The 22,166-nt window shown below is 57.3% G+C and carries 16 protein-coding genes; 7 read left to right on the top strand and 9 right to left on the bottom strand.

Annotation, left to right across the window (positions count from 1 at the left end):
* The first annotated feature begins 139 nt into the window (after positions 1 to 139).
* From M9Q49_RS13295 to M9Q49_RS13320, 6 genes are all read left to right on the top strand, one after another.
* A complete protein-coding gene (locus M9Q49_RS13295) occupies positions 140 to 1,096 on the top strand; it encodes a 3-oxoacyl-ACP synthase III family protein (RefSeq protein WP_254509238.1) in 957 nt (318 codons plus the stop codon).
* Entirely contained in the window at positions 1,090 to 3,000 is a 1,911-nt protein-coding gene (locus M9Q49_RS13300; RefSeq protein WP_254509239.1) for an NAD-dependent epimerase/dehydratase family protein, read from the top strand. Before M9Q49_RS13295 ends, M9Q49_RS13300 begins: the two co-directional genes overlap by 7 nt.
* Positions 3,001 to 3,146: 146 nt before the next feature.
* Positions 3,147 to 4,157, top strand: coding sequence for an ATP-grasp domain-containing protein (locus M9Q49_RS13305; protein ID WP_254509240.1), 1,011 nt, complete (start codon positions 3,147 to 3,149; stop codon positions 4,155 to 4,157).
* On the top strand, positions 4,157 to 5,299 hold the full coding sequence (locus tag M9Q49_RS13310) for a GNAT family N-acetyltransferase (RefSeq protein WP_254509241.1): 1,143 nt from the start codon (positions 4,157 to 4,159) through the stop codon (positions 5,297 to 5,299). The genes M9Q49_RS13305 and M9Q49_RS13310 overlap by 1 nt, the downstream gene beginning before the upstream one ends.
* Positions 5,296 to 6,306: an aromatic ring-hydroxylating oxygenase subunit alpha gene (locus tag M9Q49_RS13315; protein ID WP_254509242.1), complete on the top strand. Its 1,011-nt coding sequence runs from the start codon at positions 5,296 to 5,298 to the stop codon at positions 6,304 to 6,306. The genes M9Q49_RS13310 and M9Q49_RS13315 overlap by 4 nt, the downstream gene beginning before the upstream one ends.
* Before the next feature lie 54 nt (positions 6,307 to 6,360).
* Positions 6,361 to 6,999 (top strand): YybH family protein, encoded by a 639-nt coding sequence (locus tag M9Q49_RS13320; protein WP_254509243.1) that lies wholly within the window; start codon positions 6,361 to 6,363, stop codon positions 6,997 to 6,999.
* 158 nt (positions 7,000 to 7,157) lie between these two features.
* Here M9Q49_RS13320 and M9Q49_RS13325 read toward each other — a convergent pair whose 3' ends face one another.
* The 5 genes from M9Q49_RS13325 to M9Q49_RS13345 form a co-directional block, all read right to left on the bottom strand.
* On the bottom strand, positions 7,158 to 12,596 hold the full coding sequence (locus M9Q49_RS13325; RefSeq protein WP_254509244.1) for a serine/threonine protein kinase: 5,439 nt from the start codon (positions 12,594 to 12,596) through the stop codon (positions 7,158 to 7,160).
* Positions 12,593 to 15,685, bottom strand: coding sequence for a serine/threonine-protein kinase (locus M9Q49_RS13330; RefSeq protein ID WP_254509245.1), 3,093 nt, complete (start codon positions 15,683 to 15,685; stop codon positions 12,593 to 12,595). The genes M9Q49_RS13325 and M9Q49_RS13330 overlap by 4 nt, the downstream gene beginning before the upstream one ends.
* 54 nt (positions 15,686 to 15,739) lie before the next feature.
* Positions 15,740 to 17,740 carry a protein kinase domain-containing protein gene (locus M9Q49_RS13335; protein ID WP_254509246.1) on the bottom strand — a complete coding sequence of 667 codons (2,001 nt, stop codon included), beginning with the start codon at positions 17,738 to 17,740 and terminating at the stop codon, positions 15,740 to 15,742.
* Positions 17,741 to 17,749: 9 nt separating this feature from the next.
* Positions 17,750 to 18,175 (bottom strand): FHA domain-containing protein, encoded by a 426-nt coding sequence (locus tag M9Q49_RS13340; RefSeq protein WP_254509247.1) that lies wholly within the window; start codon positions 18,173 to 18,175, stop codon positions 17,750 to 17,752.
* A gap of 163 nt (positions 18,176 to 18,338) precedes the next feature.
* On the bottom strand, positions 18,339 to 18,941 hold the full coding sequence (locus M9Q49_RS13345; protein ID WP_254509248.1) for an ECF-type sigma factor: 603 nt from the start codon (positions 18,939 to 18,941) through the stop codon (positions 18,339 to 18,341).
* Between the two features lie 29 nt (positions 18,942 to 18,970).
* On the opposite strand from M9Q49_RS13345, the gene M9Q49_RS13350 reads away from it, so the two are divergent.
* On the top strand, positions 18,971 to 19,366 hold the full coding sequence (locus M9Q49_RS13350; RefSeq protein WP_254509250.1) for a hypothetical protein: 396 nt from the start codon (positions 18,971 to 18,973) through the stop codon (positions 19,364 to 19,366).
* A 1-nt stretch (position 19,367) separates the two neighbouring features.
* On the opposite strand, the gene M9Q49_RS13355 is transcribed toward M9Q49_RS13350, so the two are convergent.
* The 4 genes from M9Q49_RS13355 to M9Q49_RS13370 are packed head-to-tail and all read right to left on the bottom strand — an operon-like array spanning position 19,368 to position 22,065.
* Positions 19,368 to 19,805 (bottom strand): hypothetical protein, encoded by a 438-nt coding sequence (locus tag M9Q49_RS13355; RefSeq protein ID WP_254509251.1) that lies wholly within the window; start codon positions 19,803 to 19,805, stop codon positions 19,368 to 19,370.
* A gap of 3 nt (positions 19,806 to 19,808) precedes the next feature.
* Complete coding sequence (locus M9Q49_RS13360; protein ID WP_254509253.1) at positions 19,809 to 20,387, bottom strand: hypothetical protein; 579 nt, start codon at positions 20,385 to 20,387, stop codon at positions 19,809 to 19,811.
* 5 nt (positions 20,388 to 20,392) lie between these two features.
* A complete protein-coding gene (locus M9Q49_RS13365) occupies positions 20,393 to 21,043 on the bottom strand; it encodes an SOS response-associated peptidase (protein ID WP_254509254.1) in 651 nt (216 codons plus the stop codon).
* A 35-nt stretch (positions 21,044 to 21,078) separates the two neighbouring features.
* Positions 21,079 to 22,065: an aldo/keto reductase family protein gene (locus tag M9Q49_RS13370; protein WP_254509255.1), complete on the bottom strand. Its 987-nt coding sequence runs from the start codon at positions 22,063 to 22,065 to the stop codon at positions 21,079 to 21,081.
* Between the last annotated feature and the right edge of the window lie 101 nt (positions 22,066 to 22,166).

The raw sequence follows: 22,166 nt of genomic DNA on the forward strand, positions 1-22,166 counted from the left end.
TGTAGGTCGGCGAGTCTCGATAGGCGATACTGCATTCCGCAGTCCATCACGATGCCGCCGAACGTTTACCTGGGTAGAATCCTTGGTGGAGTTGCAAGACTGATCGTCATGAGGCCGACGGAGGATTCGTCCATTGGGAATGCGCATTGTTTCCGTCGCAATGGCCGCACCTTCGAGCATTCAGACGGCCGATGACTTGGCTCCGCTCATCGGCCGTAGTGCCGAGTGGATCCGAGAAAGCACCGGCGTGTCGTGCCGGCGGATTGCTGCCGATGACGTTTCGCCTTCTCAACTCGCAGCCGAAGCGGCGCGGAAAGCTTTGGCTTCGACGGGGCCCCCGGACCTGATCCTGTATGCAGGCGCCCTCGCACAACAAATCGTGCCCGACACGGCTGCGTTCGTGCAGCGCGAGTTAGGCCTCGAACGCGTCCCCTGCTTTACCGTCAATCAAACTTGCTTGTCGTTTGTCGTTGCCCTGCAAGTTGCCAATGGACTGCTGCGAGCGGGGACTTACCGACGAATTCTCATTTGCACAGGCGAATTGGCCTCGCGCGGCAGGAGCTTCGAAGAAGCCGAAGCGGCAGCGCTGCTGGGAGATGGCGGTGCTGCCGCCGTTGTCGAGTTGTGCGGCGATTCGAGCAGCGATTTGATTTACTCACAGCTGGAAACCTGGTCCGACGGACTCGACCTTTGTGCTGTTCGAGCGGGGAATCATCCGCGGCCGCGGCTCGAGACTAATTACGACGACCTGTTCTCCTTTCACATGTCAGGCCCGCGGTTGTATCGCTTCGTCCGTCCCCGGTTGAAGAGCTTTCTCACGACATTCCTTGAGAGCGCGGGTTCGAGCATCGAAGAAGTGAAAGTAGTCGTTCCGCACCAGGCATCAGGACCGGGTTTGCGATTGCTGGAGCAATTTGGCTTTTCAACCGATCGCATTGTGAACATTGTCGCGGACTACGGAAATTGTGCTGCCGCCTCCATCCCGATGGCTTTGGCTTTGGCCACTGAGGCTGGCCGAATCGATCGCGGCGACGTGGTGCTATTGGTCGGAACCGCCGCCGGCGTTTCGATCGGAGCCGCATTGCTCCGATGGTAGATCCCAGAGTCGTTGAAGCGGTTCGCGAGCTACTGCGCGATCGCCCGCTACGCATTTTGATCACTGGCGGCACGGGCTTCGTTGGCTCGCGTGTGGCCAGTGTTCTCGCCGAAGCCGGTCAGCAAGTGACGGTGACTGGTCGCAACTTTTATCGCCAGGGACGGGCTCGTCATCCCAAAACCACTTTTGTTGCGTCAGATCTATGCGATCAACCCGCCATCGAACGGCTTTGCCTCGACCATGACGTCGTGATTCATGCGGCAGCGCTGGCGGCGATTTGGGGCGATGCTAAAGCGTTTGAAGCGATCAACGTCAGAGGCACGCAGATCGTCGCCGACGCCTGCAGGCAACGGCCTGGAACTCGCCTGGTGCATGTTTCTTCCACGGCGATTCATTTTGATTTCATCGACAAGTTACTTGTGGAAGAAGACGCCGCGCTACCGATGCGTTTTGCCAACGAGTATGCCAAAAGCAAAGCCGATGCTGAGGAAGTCATTCGCCGCGCGGTCGCGGCTGGGGTGAATGCTGTTACCATCCGAGCTCGTGCGGTTTTCGGCCCTGGAGACAACAGTCTGCTGCCACGCTTGCTCTTGGCAGCAAGTAAAGGGCGGCTGCCGCAGATCGGCGACGGCAGCAATTTGGTCGACCTGACTTATGTCGACAATCTCGCCTATGCTCTCTGTCTTGCGATCGTTCGGGGGGAGCCTGGCGATGTTTGCACCGTTACCAACGAGTCGCCGGTTCTACTCTGGCCGACACTCCAACACATTTTTCAACACTTGAAAATGCCGGCTACACGCCGCAAAGTCTCGTATAAAACGGCATTAGCGATCGCCAATCTCGCGACCTTCTGGCATCGCATTCGCCGCCGCCGTGGCGAACCAGTGCTGACAACCTACAGCGTGGGGCTGCTGGCGAAGACTCAGACATTTTCCCCCGCCGCCGCCCAGAAGATGTTGGGTTATCGCGCGATCGTGTCGATGGAGGAAGGGCAACAGCGTACGCTGGAATCATTGACCGCTCGAGACGAGTCCGCGGGCACTTGTGCGGTTGACGTGAAGCTATTCACGACCGGCTACACGCCCCAGCCGTACTATCTGGCGGAACGCGGCCAGGGAAGAAACATCATCCCTTTTCACGCTACCTGCGCGCTGATTACGCATCCGCAGTTTGGACACTTTCTGTTCGATACGGGATACGCGCCGCGATTCCGCACTGCGACCGCGCGATTTCCTTACAGCATCTACGGTCGGCTGAGCCCTGTTGTGTGCAGCGAATCGCTCACGATTCGAGCACAACTGCAAGAGCTGGGGATCGACTCCCGCGACATCCGCGGAATCATCCTCTCGCACTATCACGCCGATCACGTGGCCGGGCTGCGTGATTTTCCCAGCAGCGATTTTATTTCGTCGCAGGCCGCTTGGAGCGATGTCGCCGGTCGCAGTGGTTTCGCCGCACTGCGAAGAGGCTTTTTGCCGGCGCTACTATCCGATGACTTCGCGAAGCGACTGCATACGATCGAATCCTTTCATGATCCAGGGTTTGGGCCATTCTCTCAAACGCACGATTTGTTCGGCGACGGCAGTGTCAGGCTCATCCAACTTCCGGGACACGCGCGCGGGCAAATCGGAGCCATCGTGCAGCAAGGTCCGGCAAAACGAACGCTGCTGGCAGCCGATGCCATTTGGACCCTCGGCTCGCTGCGCGCGAATGCCTTGCCACACTGGAAGACTTTCAGCTTCGTTGATTCCGTCGCCGACATGCGGACGTCGCTAAATCAATTGCATGAATTGTCGCAGCAGCATCCTGCCATCGAAATCGTCCCGACTCACTGCCCAGAAATCGCCGATCGGTATTCATTCGGCAGCATCGTGAAAGCGCGCCTGCCTGGGAGCGCCGACTAATGCGAATTCTTCTTACGGGAGCTCGAGCACCGGTAACGCTGGATCTCGTCCGGCACTTCCATCAGGCCGGGCATGAAGTCTTTCTGGCTGACAGCATCCGCCTGCCGCTCGCACGGTTCAGCCGATTTGCGCAGCGTACGTTTGTCGTGGCGAAGCCGGCTTTAGCGCCCACCAGGTTTGTCGAGGACCTGGCCGATATCGCAAACCGACACCAAATTGACATGGTGATTCCAACGTGCGAAGAGATTTTTTATATCGCTGCGAAGTTGCACCTCTTCCCGCCTACGGTGACCGTTTTTTCCGAACCCCTGTCTCGGCTTGAGCAACTGCACAACAAGTGGACGTTCGCTAGTTTGGTGAAGAGCAGTTCGTCTGCGATTCAATCACCCGAAACACATCTCGCAGCAAGTCCAGCCGACTTGCAAGCTTGGATTGCTCGACAAGACTTGGTCGACTGGGTCTTCAAGCCGGTCTATTCTCGGTTCGCCGCGCGTACGCTCGTTGGGCCGAAGCCTGAAATCGTTTCGACGCTTCGGCCGAGTGCCGCCGATCCCTGGGTCATGCAGAGGCGGATTCGCGGCCGGGAGTTTTCGACTTATAGTGTGGCCCACAATGGCGTTTTGCGCGCGCATGCTTGCTACTATTCCAAATACCAGGTGGGGATTGGTTCCGGGATTTACTTCATGGCGGTCGACGATGAACGCATCCGCTCGTTCGTCCAAGAGCTTGTTGCGCGACTGCATTTTACTGGGCAACTCGGCTTCGACCTGATCCAGTCCGATGACGGCAAACTCTACGTGCTGGAATGCAATCCGCGGGCAACCAGCGGCCTGCACTTGCTCAAGTCGCTACCACTTGCCGAAGCGTTCCTGCATCAGAGCGGGGCACTGTTGGAACCTCAATCGCCGCCGCCCTCGATGCTCGCAGCCATCGTGCTTCTCTTTTCACTTCCCCAAGCGATCGCCAAAAGAAAGTTGGCAACGCTGGTCGCGGACATGCGAGAAGCCAGGGATGTGATGTTTGCTTGGAATGATCTCGGCCCGAGTCTTCTTTCCCCGATCTCTCTGCTGGAGGTGATGGCGACCGCACTTCGCCGCAGAAAGCCACTCACGAGGGCTGCCACCTTCGATATCGAATGGAATGGGGAACCAATCTGATGGCCGGTGCCGTCACTTTGATCGACGAGCCTTTGCAGGTCGCCCCCGAGGAATTGCTGGCAAGCGGCTGCGATGCCGACTGGATTGAGCTGCTAACGTCTCGTCCGGCTAACTCATTGGTTCGCAACTTGGAAACTCGTTGGGCCGTGTTGCGCGTTGACGATGCTCTGATGCCGGTCACGATCAACGAACTGGAGTACGACAATTCCTACGTCTGTTCTCCGTATGGTGGGTGTGTGCTCTATCCGCAGTCCGAGGTGAAGAAGGTTGACAACTTCTTCGTGCGGGGGCTCGTGCGCGGCTTGACATTTTCGCTCGCACCCCTGCTGCGAGCCACACAGATCAACCGAATTGTGTGTGTCAACAATTGGCTGCTGTCGACAAATCTTTACCCGCCGTTTGACTGTGGACATGTTTCTGACCTGACGCAGATGCTTTCAGAGCGTTTTCCGAGCCACGCGATCACCTGGCGATCACTGAACGACGTCACCAATCCCGACCTGCTGCAAAGGCTCGTAGCCGAGGGCTATCTCCTCGTTCCCAGCCGCCAGGTCTATTTCTTCGACGGCGAGGATGGAGCTTTTCTGCGGAAATCAAACAATGTTTGGGATCGCGAACAGCTGCGCAATTCTGGCTTGCAAATCGTGACACACGACGAGTTGCAGGCCAGTGATGCGCCGAGGATTGAGCAGTTGTATCGCTGGCTGTACGTCGATAAGTACTCTCCACAGAACCCTCAGTTCACAGCAGAGCTCATCAACGAGTTTCGCGCACGTCAGTTGCTCACGATGTGGGGACTGCGAGATTCGTCGGGTGAGTTGGTCGGAGTGGCTGGAGCATTCGAACGTAACGGCGTGATGACGGTTCCGCTGGTCGGGTACGATACGTCCCTGCCGCAAAACCTGGGGCTCTATCGCAGTTTGATGTCCATCGTTCTCCACGAAGCCGTTCGGCGAAAGGTGAAATTGAATTTAAGCAGCGGAGCGGCGCACTTCAAACGCTTGCGTGGCGGCGAGCCGTGCATCGAATACACGGCCGTGTACTGCCGGCATCTGTCCTTTGCCAGCCGCTTAGCGTGGAGATCGCTAGCCGCCCTGATGCAGAAGGTGGGAGTTCCGATTCTGCGAAAGTACCAACTATGACCACATTGGCCGACCGCCTTGGCCAGCATTGGCTCGTCTGCTGCGAAGCAGCGCAGCTCGGCAGAAAGCCCTTGTCTGTGAACGTGTTGGGCACGCCGCTGGTTGTCTTTCGTTCGTCGACGGGGATCATCGTCGCCGAAGATCGCTGTCCACATCGCAACGCTCCGTTGTCACTCGGCCAGATCGAGCGTGGCGAACTCACCTGCCCGTATCATGGCTGGCGTTTCGGAGAAGCGGGACGATGCGTGGCAGCGCCAGGAATTTGTGCGGATCCACCCAACGTCACTCTCCGTTGTTGGCAGGCTGACGAGTTCGATGGCTGGGTCTGGGTCGCGGCACCTACGTTGACTTCTGCCCGAAGAATGTATCGTTCGAAGCTGGCGGAGAACGCCGATTATGAGAACTTCAACATGACGGCAGCGCTTGATTCGACGCTGCCAGACGCCATCGAAAACCTGCTCGACGCGACTCACACTCCCTTCGTGCATGCGGGGCTCATTCGCAGTGCCAAAGCGAAGCAATCATTCACCGCCGTCGTGCGCCGATCGAACGATCTGGTCGAAGCAGAGTACCGCGGAGAGAAGCGGCAACATGGTTTGATCTCGCGTCTCTTCGAGCCCGAACGTGAGGTTAGCTTCGGCAGGTTTATACCTCCATTCACGGCCGAGCTTGAGTATCGATCACCAGCGCGAACCGAATTGCTCGTCGTTTCCCATTTCACTCCGGCTGACACGGGCAAAACGAATGTGTTCGTGAAGGTCTACTTACCGAAGGGCCGGCTTCCATCCTGGCTGCGATTGGCAATTGCGAGGTTATTCTTCTGCCGAGTGCTAAAGCAAGACAGCGAAATACTCGCCAGCCAAAGTCGGAACATCGCGCGATTCGGAAAACAGGCGTATACTTTTTGGCAGGCCGACCTGCTAAGACCATGGATCGACGCCTGGCTGCGAGATGGTGAATTCCCCGCGCAGGCCGCTGGTCCCGAGACCGTATGCTTTGAGCTGTAGGTCGAATGCTGGCAGTCTTTTAAGGAGTTGCAGATGCCGATGGTGACCACTTTGATGCGAACTATTGTAGTGCTGATTGCCCTGGCGGCTTCGTTGGCGAGTGCGGGGCAGAATGAGCCGGCCAAAGAGCCGGAAAAGGTCGCGACGGGCGGTGCGCGGGCGGAAGCAATTCACGATCAACTGCGAGCCGTTCGCGAAGAGTTTCTCACGGCGTTTGGTAAGCAAGATTTCGATGCTCTCGTGGCGTTGCTCGACGAGAATGTTGTGTTGACAGCGCAGGATGGCAAGGAGTTGAAATCCATCCGCAGCAAGCAAGGTGTGCGCGAATATCTCGATCGCATGTTGGTCGGGCCCAAACGTGGCATCGAAAGCATGACGATCAAGCCGACCGTCGACGAACTGTCTGCCCTGCACAACGGCGACACGGCAGTCGCGACGGGAAGTTCGCTCGACCACTACAAACTGAGCGATGGCAACGAATTCGACCTGAAGACGCGCTGGAGCGTGACGCTGATCGACAAGAATGGCAAATGGCTTATCGCCAATCTGCACGTTTCGACCAGCTTGTTCGACAATCCCGTGATTTCGGCAGTATCGCGTGCTGCCACTTGGGCCGCCATTGGAATTGGCGCAGTCGCACTGCTGGTGGGCTTTGGCGGCGGAATGCTCATGTGCCGGAATCGTTCGCTATAACGGAATATGGGTGCGCATCCGCTGCGGACATGAATGCGAGCGCTGTCGTGCGTCATCGGAATTCAAGACAGACCGAATAGAATGCTTCGGTTTGACACGCCGAAGGCGTCTCGTCGATTCGCAAGGCCCCGCGACCCAATGAGTCTTTAGTTTGCCATTTACGGCACTTGCTCGGCAGACATCGCCACGAGGCAGCAGCCGCTGGCTGAACTCGGTATGTTTGCGAATTCAACAGATTGAATCTGCTTGTTCGGATAGGGATTGACCCAAGTAAACCGATTAAGGACGAGCTTACAGCCTGAGGCGTCGGCCTGCGGATTAGTGCCTTCCCATGCAGTTTCGGCATAAGGAAGCGGATGACGAGTATTTGTTTTGTGCACCCACCAATCCGAAATATTGAGTCCGTAGACGATGGGTACGATCAACTCTGATTCGTCGGTGTATCGCACCAAGTAACGACCGACGACCAGGCCTTCGTGACTTCCCGCCCAAGTGGAATGCAGGAAATGAATTCGGTGGGCATGCAGGTCGAGAGGGATCGCCTTCGTCGATTTGTTCACTTTGACATCCCAGCCGCCGGCCAGATGGACATAGCGGCTGCCGATAATGAACTGGCAACCGTTGCAGCTAAAGGATCCTTGAGGAACTGCTTCGAGGTGATTTTCGCCGGTGCCGATGCGGGTCTTCAGCAATTCGTTGGCGAACGGTGAAAGATCGATTGGAATGAATTCGCCTTCACCGGGGCCTGCTGCAGATTGTTGCTGATACATGCCGCTGACCGTAGCCAGAGCTAGATGATACTTCCAGGGCGGATTCCGTACTTGCAATGACCGCAGCGATTCGGCTGCAACCAGTTGTCGTACTTCGGCAAACTCGAGTGTGTTATTCCAGCCAGGATCGATCAGGCTCAGAGACTGAGAGACAATTCTGGTCAGGTGTTCGTCGCTGGTGAGACCGCGAACCAACTCTGGGATCGCTTCTCGGGCGGTAGGGCCAATACGTCCTAGGGTCTGCGCGAGAGTGTAACGCTCGTCTGCTCTGCCGCGGAATGATTCGAGCAAAATGGGAACGGCGGGCTGCGCTTTTGCCCGCAAATGCCCGAGAACCCGGAAGGCGCGCTGCATGGCTTCTCTTTCTGCCTGCGTCATTTTTTGCGATTTGCCAGTCAAGCGGCCGAACGCTTCGGAAACCATGCCAGGGGGTGGCGGAATCTCCTTGAGGCATTGCGCCAGAATTTGTTCGGCGACTGCGTTTTGCTCTTCCAATGCCTTGCCAACCTGCGCGGAGGGCGCTCCCCACGGATCCAACTTATTGACCGTGTTCCAAAGCAACTCGCGGTCGGTCGCACTCAAATCGTTGCCGACGACGCGCGAGAGCAACGTGGGAAGCGCATCTGCGCCGTCGGGGCCGAAGTTGCCCAGGATCGGCGCAGCCGTTCGCCAGCGACTGCGCTCGGCGAGGCATGTGCGCAGTGCCGGCAAGACGCTGGCGGGCGTTATTCCGAAGGCTGGCAAATTGCTGAAGTAATGCAATCCGAAAATTGCCGGCGACTCGGTTGGCCGTTCGGCGAGATCGCGGCACCATTGTTCGACTTGTTTCTGCACCGTTGGATTCGCCATCAATTTCGCGTCTTCGCGAATCGCGGCATGAAAGTACCGCGTGCGCAGCTTTTCGTCCGCAGTGGCCAATCGTTCCAACGTGGCAGGGAGCGCGGCGACGCCGATTTTGGCGAGCGCGTCTTCGGCGGAAGAAGCAACGTAATCGTCGTAATTCGCCGATCCTTGGGAGATGTAAGAATCGAGTAGCGCTTTCAAGACCGCGGGAGTGGCGAGTTCCATTTCGCCGATGAGATGAGCGGCCGAGCGTCGCTGTTCGCGCATGGCTTCTCGCTTATCACCTACCGAGTTGGTCCCCTGAAAACGGTCTATCAAGACTTGTTGTGCGTTCTGCGAAAGCTCGTCGCACAAGTGCAGCGCGCTTGCCGCGCGAGCCCATTCTGCGGAAGCTACGCCCTGCTCAAGCTCGGCCTGCCATTGCTTGCACGCGGCGGAGGTTGCGCTGGCTTCACGCCAGGCACGGTCTTGATGATCGAGTAGTTGCACCAGATCCTTGCGGGCTGGGGAGCGCGGCAAGGTAAGCAATGGCAACAGATTTTCGAGGTCGAGCGCATCACCAACTTCTGCGCGCAATTCAACTACCGACAGCGGGGATTGGTGCGCACTGAACAATACGCTTTGCATGGTCGCTCGTGAGAGTTCGCCCAATGCACCGGGCTCGCGGGCTGCTTTCGTCAGCACTGGCAAGAATCGAGCACCTCGCCAACCGAGCGCGGCTATGATTTTGTGAGAGGCACTGCGGGCATACAAATTGTCTGCATCTATCCCCGTCGACAGGTCGTCGAACAGCTCCGTTTCGTTGTCGAGAATGAGCGGCAAGTTGCACACTGATACCAAAATTGTGTTGTAGTTGCCGTTGTAGTAGCTATCGCTGCGACTGAGGGCGTGCAGAAATGCGGTAATAGCACTGCTGAGGTGTGCGCGAATCGATGGATCCTCACGCCACAGGGGATTCAGCGAGTCCAGCGACTTGCAGGCCACTTCACCAACGCTCACAGGGCCCGCGGTGGGTTGGCCTCGCACCAGTTCATAGATTGGCCTTTGCGCCAAGACGCTCTCAACGGAATTGATCCGCTTGAGCAGCTCAACCTGTGCCGCACGGTTCTCAGTGCCAATTTTGCCGAGCAGCCAACATAGATTTGCGACGCGAAGCGGCGGCTGATCCTGTTGAAGAGCGATGAGCACCGACGGAACAAGTTCGCGAACGAACGGGGATAGCTGCCATTCTTTTTCCAATTGAACTAGGGCTTCCAACGCTCGTTCGTCGGGAAGGACTTGGATCAGGCCGACAATTGCCGCCTCACGGTCTGCGTCAGACAAGCTCTTAAGGGCGAGGGCAAAATCGTGTGCGCCGATTGGCTTTCCGGTTGGCCTTTGCGACTGTTCACGGGCCTTTAATTGGGCGTCGTTCATCACGCCAAACTCAACGGGATAGCTCGCGATGACCTCGCTCAGCAATCGCTTCGCTTCCGCCGTTTGTAGCCAGTTTAGATCAATCGCGGCCAGACCGGCGGCCCCAACCATCCGTGGTAAATCACCTTCTGCCAACATCTTTTCTAAAGCGGGCCGAGCTTGTTTCGCGCGCGGGCCAAGCAATTTCAAGATGTCATATGCGGCCCATAACGGCTCGTATCTTTGATTTGGTGACTGACGCCCCTGCAATCGCATACCGGCCAATAACTGGGACTGCTGTTCGAGATGTGACGCCAGGAGCGGCACGGCAGCTTCCGCTTCCTTAGCTGACAACCACTGGGGATCGATGCTGAGCAGCAGATCATCTACTGATTTAGCACGGGCCTGCAGACCTTCACGTGTTTCCGTGAACGTTATGCCTTTGAGAGCAAACACAGGTCCGATTGCCTCGCGCGCTTCCGGCGAACTTCGCCATTTCGGATCGATGGAGTTCAATATCTGGAGAAGCCGCTCTCCATTGTTCGGCCCGGCCTCTGCGTAAGCCACAATCAATTTAGGAATCGCTCGTCTTGCGCCCGGTGACTGCGACAGCTTTGGCTGAAGTTTCGCCAGCGTTAGACGTACGTTATCAACTGCCGAGTAGGACTGCCGCGGAAAATACTCATCCGCATGAGGTTCGCCATCGCGATTGTGGATTGTACGATCTATCGCGGTGCCTTCGATTTCCAGTAGCGCTCGAATGAGGTCATTGCTAGGATCGATTTTGGCTGCAGCGAAGATGGCTTTTTCATCGTGACGCCGAACGCTCACGGCTAAGAGGTCCGCATCGTTCATCAAGACAGCGTTTTCCAGACTCAACACCAAATCGGCTGGATGACGTGGCAGCTGCTCAGTTTTTCCCAACAGAGCGGTTGCCACATGGTAATAACCCAGTCGCAAGGCAATCTGGCATTGAATGCGAGTGAGCGTTGAATTCCAGGCTTTGTTCTGGGCTTGGCGAAACGCGAAGTGCGGCCGGCGCGACTCGGGGAGGCAAACTTCCTTCAGGGCAACCTCGGGGCCCCGCGCGCGCAACGTTGCAAGTGCTCTCCCCACCGCGAACTCTTCGTAGTGAGGCTGAAAGTAATCTCGGCGGGCAAAGAACGCGCGGCTAGACTCGGCATCTGCTACGGTGACTTGTTCCGTGAGGATTCGGCTCCAAGCCTGCTGAGCTCGCCAGCGTTCCCAGCCGATGGCTAACACCAACAGCAAGAGTGCTGCCACCGCTGTGACGAATGGTCGGCGGTTGCGCCTCGCCCACAACAACGGCTTACGCCAGAAGGCGTCTGGCCGAGCCTCGACCGCGTGGCCGCTCAAAAAGCGTCGCAGATCGGCGATCAACGTTTGTGTTGGTAATCGCCCGCGATAACGATTATAGGGATCGGGCGCGAGGGCCCTTTGGCAGATCGCTTCGAGGTCGCGATCGATGCGGCGATTCCATTCGCGCGGCGGTCGAAACTTTCCTTTGGCGATCAACCCCCAGAGCGCGAAGTCGTTGTCAGCTTGATAGAGCGGTTGGCCGGTCAACATCACGTAGAGCAGGACACCGATGCCGTAAACGTCGATTCGATGGTCGATCGCCGAGCTAAAGCCAGGCCTTCGTTCGGGCGCTGTGAAGGAGGTGAGATTTCGCGGCAAGATGTCGGCCGCCTGAAATCCGGTCAATCGCAAACGGCCATCGCGACCGATAAAAATGTCTTCGGGCCGAAGGTTTCCATGCCGAACGCCAGCTTGATGGACCGCGAAAAGGGTCTCTGCGAGCTGGCGTGCATATTCCGCGGCGAGTCGATTATCGAGCGGCCCGCGCACAAGCTTGTCAGCGAGTGTTTCGCCATCGACACTGCCCAGCGCAAGATACGGCACGCCTTCCCATTCGCCGCTGCCGACCACCGGCAAGATGCCCGGATGATCGAGCTTGGCCGCTGTCTCGGCTTCTTGATGTAAGGCGGCCGCCAGTGCCTCCATTTTGGCAGGATCGGTTTCCAGCTTTGGCGACTTCAAGATCACCATGCGATTGAGTTGCGTCTGCCGGGCCTTTCGCAGCAACCATGGACCGTCGTAGCCGATCTCGCTCAAGATTTCGAACTCACCGAACAACTCACGGGCCGTAGTCGGTGCCTTATCGACAATCGGCAAAGTCGCGGGCAATTCGACAAGTCCGAGCGTGGTTGCCGATTCCTTGCGAATTTTCACCAAGCGTTCGATGACGGATTGATACTCAGGAAAGCGATCGATGTATTCGGTCGCAGCAAACTCCTTGCCGTGTCGAGCTCGCTCTTCCCACTCAATGGCGAGCAATTCTTGAAACGCAGCGAGGCGTTCTGGCGGGGAACATTTCGCTAACCAAGATTCCAAGCGGCAATTAAGATCGCGTCGCAGCTCTTGCTCGAATTCCGCGCACAGCCGATCGATGTGCAATGCCGTTTCGAGTCCCAACTGCGAAATGCGTTCGGCATCGACGGGAAGCGTCTTCTCATCACCGTGACTGCCCGGCTGCTCGAACGGCAATGTTGGTTCGTTGGAGGTCATTTCGCTACCCTCTCGCGCAAGAGCCAAGAGACGATGGCCGTCACTAGTAACATAGGCAGGGAGAGCAGGAAAAACTTGCTAAAGAAAATGATCGTCCACGTCGGCAACACCGGCAACCCCGTGAAATCTCTAAAGACTTGCTCGGCGTGCGTGAGGAGCGGCCCAGGACCGCAGTAGCCAGTGAGATCGAGCGCGATTCGAGTCTCGCTGAACGGAATGAGTGCAGCCACCAGCAGTGTGGAGCAACCGGCGCAGGCGACCGCCGTGGGAACGAATAATCGCGCCCACTTGCCGCTCGCGCCGCGAAGTCGCGTGATGCGAGCTTGCATCCGCTGCAGCAACGCGCCAACAGAAATGGCTAATGGCACGACGATGAGTAGCGCCGGCACGAAGCCACCATCGCGATTGAACCACGTCCAAAACATGTTTGTTTTGTCGAAATTCGAAGAATGACGAGCCGTGGTTGTCATTACATAGACTACGATAAAGCCAGCAATGGCAAGCAGCAGTGTGCCTCGCCAATACCAGCGCAGCGATTCCGATTTGCCTGCCACGGCTTCGCCGCCAAATGCGAACAGCATTCCCACCGGAGCGCCAACAAGAGCACTGAGCAGCGTGCAAATATTCACGGCTGGCTCATTGAAATTGATAAGCAGTTCATCGGTTGGCACATCCCAGGTAGCGTGTTTGAACATACTCACGATGGGGCCCACGATGCTGATCACGCCCCAGATCATTCCAGAAGCCAGAATCTGCGGCCAGTTGGGCCCAGGCGAAACGGTTCTCATCATCGCGATCACGATTGTGACGAAGATTGCTTCTTGCAAATTTCCCAACAGGAAAGCGACGCCGCCCGTCGCTAACGCCAGGACCTCGGGATACGCCACATCAAACCGCCGCAACTGCTCTAGCCAGGTCAGCCGCGCAGCGCGGGGCGTGTGTCCCTGCAACCAACGATCTAAATCGGCGGCAAGTTCGGTTGCTGACGCATAGCGATCGGCCTCCTTTTTCTGAAGGCAGCGAATACAGATCGCTTCCAGATCGAAGTCGACTGCTGGATTGAGCGAGCGCGGCGTAGGAGGGTCGGCTTCGATCAGTAGCGTCAGGGTCTCCATCGCATTTTCGGAATGAAACGGAGGACGCCCCGTCAAACAGACGAACAAAACTGCGCCGAGTGCCCAAACATCCGCTGGCGGGCCGGCGCGCTTGGCGTCCAAGGCTTGCTCCGGCGCCATGTACGCCGGCGTGCCCATGACTGCGCCGGTTTGAGTAAGGCGGCAAACCGTTTCGTAAGTGTTGAGGAACGGAAAATCGAGCGGTGCTTCGCTGTCGGCCTCGAGTACATCGAGCCGCCGCGCGAGTCCAAAGTCGGTCACTTTCACGCTGCCATCCCGGTCGAGCAAGATGTTGCCCGGCTTGAGATCGCGATGCACCACGCCGCGTTCGTGCGCAAAGGCTGCCGCAATAGCGGCCTGTTGCACAAAGTAGGCTGCTTGCCGGGCCTCGATTGGTCCCGTCGCAAGTCGCTGAGCTAGGCTCTGGCCTTCGATATAGGCCATCGTGAAATACAGCTCTCCTTTTGCACTGCCGAACTCATACACGGGAACGATCGTAGGATGATCGAGGCCTGCCGCGGACTCGGCTTCTTCCTGAAACCGTCGCATCGCGCCACCGTGCGAACTCGCGCCGGTAAGAATAGTTTTCAGAGCTACCACGCGACCGAGTCGTTTGTGACGCGCTTTGTAAACGCGTCCCATGCCGCCGCGACCGATGACATCCAGGATTTCGTACTGGCCGAAATCAATCTCGGCAAAACTAGTGGACGGCTTGCTGCCTTCCGTGGAATCGATCGTTGCCGGCAACTCTACCTGCTGTCGGACTTCGACTTCATTGTTTGTTTCTGCCAAGCTTTCCGAGACCGTCGGATCGGCCGCATTCCAACGGTCGACTGCATGTTCCAGTGTGCTTTCGTATTTCATCACCCCACGCCAGAACCACACACTGAAGATCCGGATGCCTACGCCCAGCGGTGCCGCCACAGCAAAGGCGAGGAGCCACATCCCGCCCCGCACTAATGCGTCGCGCGGACCAACATCGGCGAGCAAAGAAAGCACGAACAACACTCGTTGGTCGAGGGGCAACGCGCGATAGGCAATATTGTTACCGGACCCCAGCGCGAACAGACCGGGTCGAACCATGCGCGTGATCGGCGGCCACTCGCCGGAAAAAGCGGCAAAGCAGCCCCACAACACAATCCCAGCCACTAGCACGCATCGCCAACGCTGCTTCAGCACGTACTCGCGCAGCTCTGTACTCAAGCCAATCATGAGCAGCAGCAACAGCACCGTGCTCTGCGGAGCAATGATGAATCCAAACACCAGGAGCGGCAGACCTAGCCAATTCCACGAGCTGAGGCGCGTGCCTTCTTCGGCTTCCAATTCGTTGGGCCGCAGAATGTCGTAGGCAGTTACCGAAAGCAACTGCAACAGCGATCCCAAGGGAAGCGCCATCAGCAGCAACCAGAGGTGTCGACAGATGGCGATTCGAATCGACGCAACATCTTCGGATTGATCCATCGAGGTGAAGGCGACCAGCAGACGCGTCAACCCAGCATCTTCGGTGGCATCGCCACTCTCAAAGAAGTTGAAGCTGCCAGGAACGAACGAGATACCCGTCAGTAGCTGGTCGAATCCAGGAAACGGCGAGCCCCGTTTGGCGAGCAATTGAGTCAAACTAATGAAGGTTGCGAGCACGACTGTTGGCCACCAACCACCCCAGAGAAAGCCGAAGTCTTGGTCGTAGTCGTACAACGAGCGGCCAAACATGAAGGCAAGCACCAGGCACACGCCGATGCCAAATATGCTGTTGAGCATCTGCAAGTCGGATGACTCGGTAAACAAGATCAGCATCACACTGCCGATCAGGAGCGGCACGACAAACCGCGCGTCTGAATCAATTCGCGCCGCAAACCTCACCGGCAGCAAAGTGCCGCAACCGACTACCAGCCAATACGAGCAAGCCGCGAACTGCCCCATGAGAAACAAGACCAGCGACAGCGAGAAAGCAGCGATGGCAACCGGATAAAACATCATTAGGTCTGCTACTGATCCTGCTGAAGGACACCGCAAGGAAGTGACGAATAACTAGCCGGTCAATGACCACAACGGCGGCAACACAATCGCCGCGATCAAGATCGCGCCAAAAGTAAAACCGACCAGCAGCCAGCCTTCGTTGTCTGCCCAAGACTTCGTCTGCTGCGATTCATTTTCGGAACGCAGTGCGAGTCGCCATCGTGGCGGCAGACGATTGACAATCAGGTGCGCCACGACGCCTACGCCTGCAATGACAACCAGCATTGGCAGCAGACGATACGACCAGAGCAGATCCTGCTCGATGCGTGTCGCAATCAGATACGCCACTGCCGTTCCCAATGCACCGCCCAGCAGCACAATCGCCAATGTCGGAGCACGCAGGCAAACTGCGAGCAACAGCGAGCCAAACGTCGCGCCAGCAATCAGCAGGATTGTGGGCACTGGGCTCGATGTAAGCGATCCAGCAAGCCAACCCCCAGCTGGATCGAACGCTTGACGTGGAGTGAGCGTGGTGAACACAAAAAAACTGCTGCTGGTAGGAATCGCGGCAACGGGCATAGTTCGCCAGAGCAACGTTACAGCTAGTACGCTCAATAAGACCATTAGCTGCGCGTGTCCGGGAGCTTTTCGTTTCATTCCGCTCATCGATTGCGCTGCGTCGCTCAAAAAACTTCCGAGCGGCGGCGTGCATGCGGCGCCAGCGAAGAACATGGTAACTCTGCGGCACCAAAGAAGCGGTGTTCTGAGGTCTGGGAAGTCTTGCACAAACAGAAAGAGCCAATACGAGAGGAGGTAGCACACAACGGCGGCGGCAAACCACCATCGCCATTGGCTACGCCAACGCGCATCGCGAGTAGACAGCGACGACCAGCCGATGCCCAACAGTCCTCCGATCAGTGGCATCCCGATCAAGGAAATCCACAGCGGCGGAAGGAAAGCAGCCAGGCTTTGCAGTGCGGCTCCCCACGACGTCTGTAACTTGCCGGCCGAAGTGCTTGCCACTACCGGCAAGAGCAGGCCCGTAAGCAATCCATATCCGCAGCCCACGCACGCGCCGATGAGCGTGGGGAACTTTTGAATTTGGAGTTTGATGAACGCGCCGAGGATGAGGCCGGTCAGCGCGCCCGCCGGTGCGATGGCTTCGAAGTGCCAGCGGCGCGAGTTCAATGGAAAATTGTGGAACGCGATTTCCGGGCTCAGTAACAGCAGCACAACTGCTACAGCAGCCAACGTCACAAACGCATACGGCGCATCGGCAAACACCGTCGCCGCTGCTCCCAGTGGTCCCAAGGTGCGCGAACGGATTGTCTCCGCACGCTCGCAGCGATCTAAATCTTCACCCACCTCCGCGACAGTTGCGTATCGCTCGGAAAGCGATGTCGCCAAGCAGCCTCGACAGATTTCGGCCAGATCGCGAGGCAGGTCCGGCCGCAGTAAAGCAATATCAACGATCGAATGCGGCGATTTTCTCACCGGCGCCGGAGCTTGCCCCGTGAGCGACGCGTAGAGGATGCCGCCAAGGCGATAAATGTCTGCTTGAGTTGCGTCGTCATTGACGGGAGGAGCATAGGGATCGTCAATGCGCTCGGCAGATCGCGGCCAACCGGCATCCAGGATGTAAACCGTATTGTCTTTGGACAGAAGAACGTCGCTCGGCTTCAAGCTACCGTGCGTGCGACGTTGCTCGTGCAATGCAGTGAGCGTAGCCGCAACTTTTCGAACGATTTCAATCGCCTGTTGATTCGACCTTGGGCCCGAACTGCGCAGGGTCGCCGCCAGGCTGGTAGCTTCAATCCAAGGGCTGACGAGTAAAATCTTCTCAGCTACTTGATGCACTGCGATTAAGCGAACGTAGCCAGCGACATCAGTCGGTAACGGCGGATCATGCGGGTTTGGTTTTTGATTCAAAACCTTGATCGCCACCGGTTCGTTGGTCGCCTGGCAACGTCCGCGATAAACCGGGCCAGTTTCTCCCAATCCAGCCAGTTCGGCGAAGGAGTAGCCCAGGCTTTTCAGCTCAGTTTGCAACTGCTGCTCGATAGTTCCTGCCATAGAAGTTAGCTACTGTGCCTCCGCCTGTTCCCAGCCCCAGCCGAAGGAAAACTGGGTCCAAGACAATCGCCACCAGCAACGAAACCAATAGTTGCGCTGCTCTCGGTACCACGTCGAGTTGTCGGCAGGCTCGGCATCAAGGCGAGGTTTCATTTCAACCTCGATCTTTTCATCACCAATCTCGAGCACGTGTTGACCAAGCAGCGGCAGGCTGCAGGAAACGCGCCGGCCGTCACAACGCGTGCCGTTTTGCGAATTCAGATCTTCGACGAAGTATTGACCAGCCACCGCAAACAGCCGTGCGTGCCAACGACTGGCGCCGCGACCAAGCAGAGCGATTGCGTGGCGAGATGATCGGCCGATGACCACTTCCTGCCCAACGAGCGCCAGGGAACGGCAACCTTCGCGGTCTCGCCAATTAATGGTGCCCAGCATCAGATTCTCACTCTTCGACAGGCCTTGAGTTGTGCGACGCCGCACATGTCCTGATCTAAGATGTGGAAAACTCCACCGGCCCCGCCAGGCAATTAGCAAATTACGCGCGCAATTCGGTTTATGCTACGCATCCGCAAAGACGCGGAGTTTTCTAACGAAATCGTCACTGATTAGCAGGATACTCTTGCCAGCAACGGCGAATGAGGCCGAGGCGTCGCTCCAACGTTCGCAAGCTGCAACCCAACCGATCGCTTAACTCCGAGTTCGACAGCCCTTCTAGCTTTCCACGCGCAACAGGTTGCAGTTCTGGACTGAGCAAGCCCAGCAAATAATTGCACTGCTCTTCCATCTCCACCACAAATTCGGGCGAAGGTTCGTTACCGATGGCTTGCGCCAGGAGGTTAGCTTCTTCATTCTCCCCAAAGTCGGCCTCTCCAACGACTTTCCCAGCGCCGCGTTTCTGCGCCGCTTGTTTGGCGGCGTGCTTGGTCACTTTGCGAAAGGTCAAAACCATGAGAAGCGGCCACAAACTATCGTGACCATTCAACTCGGGAAACTTGCCATTCTGGATGCCACGGCAGAACGTATCGAAGACGCTCAGCGCGACATCTTCTTCGTCCACAACTTTTCGCAGTCGCGAATTCAATCGTGACTGTGCCAGCTGGGCGAGCCGCGCATAATAACGGTTCCAAAGTGCCTCGGGAGCGTCCTTGTCACCTCGTCTGAGCAGGCTTATCAGATTTTCAATCGTGGATTGCGAGTCCATTTCTCCCTCGTCACTTTAACTTTCGGCGGATGCAGGATCACGGGCATGTTGCTGCTACGCTCCTCCCCGCCCGCGACTTTTGTACTTGGACATATCTTCGAAAGGCCGAACCTGCCGGAGAAATTCCAGATTTACAAGAACTCGGAGCTAAGTTCGGGAATAAGCGACCCCAGGAGGGTCAACAAGTAGGCGTTCCGGACGGGCACCTTGAACCGGAAGGGACGAGCCAAGTACTGACGCTCGACACGTTCCTCGACGGTGCGATCGCTCGTCAGCCACTCGGGCCGATCGCCCAGGATCCAAACCTTGCCCAGGCCCTCGACAAAACGTTCCGCGCTCCGCAGGGTATACCGCAACTCTTCATCGCCATGCTGGGAGTGGCGGAAGAGAACAAGGACATCGGTCATATCACCTTGGTAAACTAATTCATTTTCGCAGCCACACATCGACCACGCCAGGAGGGCCGTTGAACGTAAACTTGTACTTCGTCATGGGGATCGGCTTATAGTCCGATTTGTCCAAGACTGGGACTTTGCTTCCGTCCTCAGGAGGGCTGCTACCTCCGGTCCACTCCACGAACTCGAGCTTCATCCGGTCCGATCCCTTCCCCTCCAGAAACACGCCTGTGTTGTCTCCGAAATCGGCAAGGCCGGCAAACAGAAATTTGCTGGAAACTCGCCGGGATGTCGGCAGTGTTTGTGGCACGCCATCGATGAGCACCATCGCGCGCGGATCCGACGAGCGAATTCTGAGCAGCACCGTCGTCCGCATATACCACCACTTCATCGCGACCACGGAGACCGCGATGAGTGTGATCGCGATGAAGACAAACTTCAAACTGAATGCGAATCTGGGGAAGTACATGCGTTACCTTACTACGGGCCAGGCGGCACGCCCTGCTTGAACCACACATACGTCCCTCCACGGGACGGCCACTGCCAGTGCCGCTGCCCGAATCTCCACCACCGCCACTACCGGAACCTGATCCACTGCTGCCATCGGAACCAGAGCCGCTGCTACCACCACCAGAGCCGGACCCGCTGCACCCAACCTCAACAAACCTCGTTCGTGATCAGGATCATCTACCCCGTCGCGCCACAGCAGGATGTGATAAGGAGCTAGTGACTTTATTTCCGCCGCAACGACTGTCTGGTTGCGGTCCGTTAGTCCTTCCTGAAATACTTCCGGCACATCCCGAAGGATCTGCAACTTCGATTTGTGAACGGCCGCGGCCTGAGCCAAGACATTGGCGTGCGCAGCATCAAGCTCTGCACCTTTGAGTCCTTCGACTCTGCCCAATTCTTCCTTACTGACGTAATGCCAATCGAGCACGTGAATGATCAGATTGCCGCCGGGAAGTACTCTCTCGACTTTGGCAACGCCAGGATTCTTGGCCAGCGCGTCGAGGTCAACGCTAACGAGAAGCAAAAGCAAGATGGCAGGCATCGTATCTACGGCGCAGCTATGCACTCGGCTCCTTCGTTCCGAGAATTATTGACAACCTTACTTACCCGTCGTGCAGACATGCCGGTGGTCTCGTAGGGAACCAGCGGAATCTCGTCCCCCGCCAACCAGGCTTGCCGATCCTCGGCATGGACTATTACGGGCATGCGGTCGTGGACCTCTGCGGCCAACTCATTGGCCTCGGTCGTGATCAGTGTAAATGTCTGAAGCGGCAGTGCACCGGCGACGGCCGGATCGGTCCAGGTCTCCCATAGACCAGCGAGCGAAAACAACTTGCCGCCACCGAACTCGTACAAGTACGGCAGCTTTTCTTTGCCCTCGCGCAGCCATTCGTAGTATCCGTCCGCGGGCACCAAGCACCGGCGCGACTTGTACGCTGACCGAAAGGCAGGCTTGGTTTTCACGGTGTCGGCCCGAGCGTTGAGACAAGAGAACGCGATCTTCGCGTCCTTCGACCAACTCGGGATGAGGCCCCATTTCAGCTGCACAATTTCACGCTGGTCGGCCCCGCGAATGGCAAGGACAAACTGGCCGGGTGAGACGTTGTAGCGTGGGACGGTCTCAAGTCCCGGGAGCGGAGCCTGGAGCTCGTTGGCGATGGTGTGAATGTTCGTCCGTAGCGTGATGCGTCCGCACATGCTGTTATTTCACTGGAAAGGGGGCTGCCTGCAATTTACCCCAGCTGCTCCACGGCGGCGACTTCAGCGGCCGTGAGGCAGAACTGGTGAACGGACAAGTCGGCCTGCATATGGGACTGGTCCGCCGTGCCCGTTAAGGGGAGCATTCCGACATCGATTGCAAACCGGAAGATGACTTGCGAAGGACTACAGCCATGCTTGCGCGATAACGCAACAATCTCGGGATGACCAAGGACGTGGCGATTGGCCGTAAGCAGCGAGAAGCCTTGATACTTGATGTTGTTCGCCACGCAAAACTGTCGCACTTCCCGATCCCAGCCCCGTGCGGCGTAGCAGCGATTCTGCACGAAGGTCACCGGTGACTCAGCTTGGCTCACCAACAATTGCAGCTGATCGAGTGCCACATTGCTGATTCCCAGGAACCGTATCTCGCCGCGCGACTGTGCCGCTTCCATGGTGCGCCAAGCAGCCCAATCGTCCGCACCCAATCCCACCCGCTGGCTAGGGCCGTGTAGGACGTAAGAGTCAATTCGGGTGGTGTGAAGATGCTTCAGAGAACTAGCCAAGGACTGCTCGACTTGCTTAGCAATCGGAGCGTGTGGATCGTAGGGCAACCGCTGATCCTGACCGCCAATGAATGTGTACTTCGTCTGCAGGAACAGTTCGTCGCGAGTTACCAAGCCTTGCTCAATCGCAGCCGTGATCGCCTGGCCAACCGCTGCTTCGTGATAGTGCTTCCGCTGGTTTGCAGTGTCGATGCCACGGAAGCCTTGCTGCAGCGCCATCAAGGTGAGCTGCTGCGTCGCATCTTCCTTCCAGGCCGTGCCGTAGAGAAATGAAAGTTCGTCTATGTTGACCATTGGCTGTACCCCGCTATCCCCGCCCACCTTCGCAACACGTTTCGCAGATGCGATGGCAACGCGAGCATTGGAACTTGGCTCGGATTTCGATGAGCTGGCCGCCACAGACCGGGCAAGCAGGCTTGCTATCTGAGGGTGATTTAGAATCCGATTGTACTTCATTCTCTTCGTCCGCCATGTCGATCCTCGTTGGTTCAATAAGTCAGCGCGATCACTTGAAGCGGATACTCAACCTCGGCAATGAATTGCATCGTCACCGTATC

Origin of the sequence: Anatilimnocola floriformis (genome assembly GCF_024256385.1) — a bacterium.
Lineage (GTDB): Bacteria > Planctomycetota > Planctomycetia > Pirellulales > Pirellulaceae > Anatilimnocola > Anatilimnocola floriformis.